Source organism: Pseudoduganella violacea, from assembly GCF_014191875.1.
Taxonomy (GTDB): Bacteria; Pseudomonadota; Gammaproteobacteria; order Burkholderiales; family Burkholderiaceae_D; genus Rugamonas; species Rugamonas violacea_A.
Genome location: NZ_JACHXD010000041.1, coordinates 1 through 2,683, shown reverse-complemented (window position 1 = coordinate 2,683; position 2,683 = coordinate 1). Strand labels below are relative to the sequence as shown.

Below are 2,683 nucleotides of genomic sequence, written 5' to 3'. Positions count from 1 at the left end.
TATCGACTGTTAATTTTTAAAGATCCTGATCGCTGCATTTATCGACAAAGCGTTGTGTTTGTCAGCAGCAGAGAAGCGAGATTATCTAGTGTTTCAGACGTTTCGTCAAGCTTCCTGTTTTTCTTACTTCGCTTCGCTGCTTGCGCTGCGTTGCGAGGGACAGAACTATAGCAAAACGAAAGGCGCTTTGCAAGAGCTTCAATATTCAATAAGTGTCATCGCCTGATGCCGCTTATCCGCCAGTATGGCATCACGGCTGAACGGCAGAGTTGGGAGCTGCTTGTCCGAATACAGCGCGATCTGGTCGGCGTAATGCGGCGAGGCTGGATCGGTCGATTGACCGTAGGCGAGGATGCCGCGTGCAATCGGTCCCGATTCATCGAACGTGGCAAGCTGAATATAGCTACTGCCCCAGGCAATATTCCGGTAGCCGCTCGCATCCAGCGCATTGGCCATGTGAATGGAGTTGTAGCTGCCGTCGATATCACCGATCCCGCCATGAATAGGCGTGCGGACACCATTGCGCATTTCATATTGATAATCGCCCAGCCGCCCATCCAAGGGAATACCCAGATTCTGCAATTTGAGCGTGGCCTCCTTGAGCGCTCCCAGCATCGCGGGCATTGCTGCGGCCGCCACTACGCGCGGCGTATGGACGGGATCGGATGGATTGAACGCAAGCGCCCACTTGCCAGGAATACGCGCAGCCTGATTCCAGAACTCTCGGAACAGCACCGCACCCCGGCTGTCGAGGTTGGCCTTGCGGTCCCACATCCCCAAAGTGGAGCAGGCCCGCCCAAGCAAGGGATCGTTCGCGGCAGCACAGGCTGGCAGTAACTCGGGCAAAATCAGCTCCGCCGCATAAATACGGTTTGAGAATTGCAGCTCAGCCAGATCGTCCAGGCGCAGGCGACCGCGGGCGGCGAGCATTTCCTCAACCTGGACAAAACCGATACGCGTCCGTAAATGCTGCTCAACCCCAACCGGGCCATACAATGGCGAATAGCCAAGAGGCGGCGGCCCCGTCAGCAGTTGACGCGCATTGCTCAGCCAATAGCCGTCATTCGAATTGCCAACATAATCGGCCCGCTGCATGGATGGCCCTTGCGCCGGCGGTAGCACTCCCGCCAACGCACTATCCATATTCCCCCAGGCACAAGCGCTGCGCGCGCCATCAAACATCAACAGCTCCTCCGACAACAGGCAATCGGAGCGGAACTTGCCGGCATCCATATCCGGCACCACGCTGGCATCGGCGTAGAGGGTAGCACCGGTCCGGTCTGCGGCAACAGTATTGACCCAGGGCAGTCCAGCCACCGCATCCAGGCGGAACTTCAAGTCATTCACACTCACGGCCTGACCAATTTCCATCCATTGCCGCAACAGGCGGACATTGTTGCGATTGGGGTCGCCCAGCACCAGTGCCGAGGTGGAGCTCCAGCTATTACCCTCGCCCGGCAAAATCATGACTGCACCCTGATGGCTGAAATAAAAAATCCGTGTCTTCGTGCGTAGACTCCCATCTGGCTGCAGGGTAGTGATGGTCGCGGCGCGCGAACTCATTTTCCGGCTTTGCCCATCGTAGAAATAAGTAGTGCCGCTAGGGTCGGCTGGGTCGAGCCGGAGGCGGAAAGTGGTGAAATGGATGGCCTTGGTGACGGTATGCGTCCAGGCCACATCCTTATTGAAGCCGATCACGACAATGGGTAGCCCGCCCAGGCTAACGCCCATGACATCGTAGACGCCGGGCAGAGTCAAATGCAGCTGGTAAAAACGGTCGGTACTGGTCCAGGGATAGTGGGGATTGGTAAGTAAGAGACCATGCCCGCTGAGACTGGCGTCACGTCCAATCGCCAAACCATTGCTGGCCAAGGACGGTGCGCTGCGCGGCATGCTGGGTAATGTGGCCCCAGCCATCGGCTTTGTGGCGCCGGCCGGATCGCGCGCTGCAGCGACAATCGCCTGGGCAAATACTTCGCCCGACCCATGCAGCGCCTTTTCGGCAATCAGCAAATACAGATCATCGATGCCAATGGGCTTTACCCAAGGAGCGCCACGGCAAGCGGCAGGCAAATCGGCGCCCTGCTCGCGCAGATAGCGGTTATAGCCAGCCGCATAACCGGCCAGCAGCTCACGCACAACGGACGGTTCGGCAGCGTAGGCTGTGCGTAGCTGGTCGAGATCGAGATAGCCTTTGAAAAAGAAATCGCTGTCTTCGTTGCGCAAGTCGAGAAAATCAAGCGCCGCACCGTATTCACCATCGCGCGGCCGAGTGGCGAAGGCATCGGGGCCGAAATAGCGGGAGCGCTCACCGCGCACCGTGAGCAGGCTATCGGCCAGCATGCAGATATTGTCCTGAGCATAGGCATACGCCAGGCCGTAGCCCAGACCGCCGAAATTATCGGCTTGCACATGCGCGATACCGTAGCTGGTGCGCGCGAGTTCGGCTTTGAGACGGTGATGTGTTGCGGCTGCGGTACCTTGGTCGTTGCCGCAGGCGGTCAGAAGCACGGCGCAAAGGGAGGCGGCGATAAGCTGTTTCATGATGGACTCCAGGAGACAGATATCCATGATCGCTGCCGCTTTCCAGGTAAGCGTCTCGCCAGCGCCGTCTTCCATTGAGTGCAGCGCGTCGCCATGATTGAATTTGGGATGCAAATTGATTGTGTCCACAAATTTATTT

1 protein-coding gene is annotated in these 2,683 nt (G+C 57.8%); it reads right to left on the bottom strand.

Features of this window, described 5'->3' with window-relative positions:
- Positions 1-198: 198 nt before the first annotated feature.
- Positions 199-2,683, bottom strand: a 2,485-nt coding sequence (locus FHS03_RS27795) for a penicillin acylase family protein (protein ID WP_307729576.1), incomplete at its 5' end; no start/stop codon positions are given.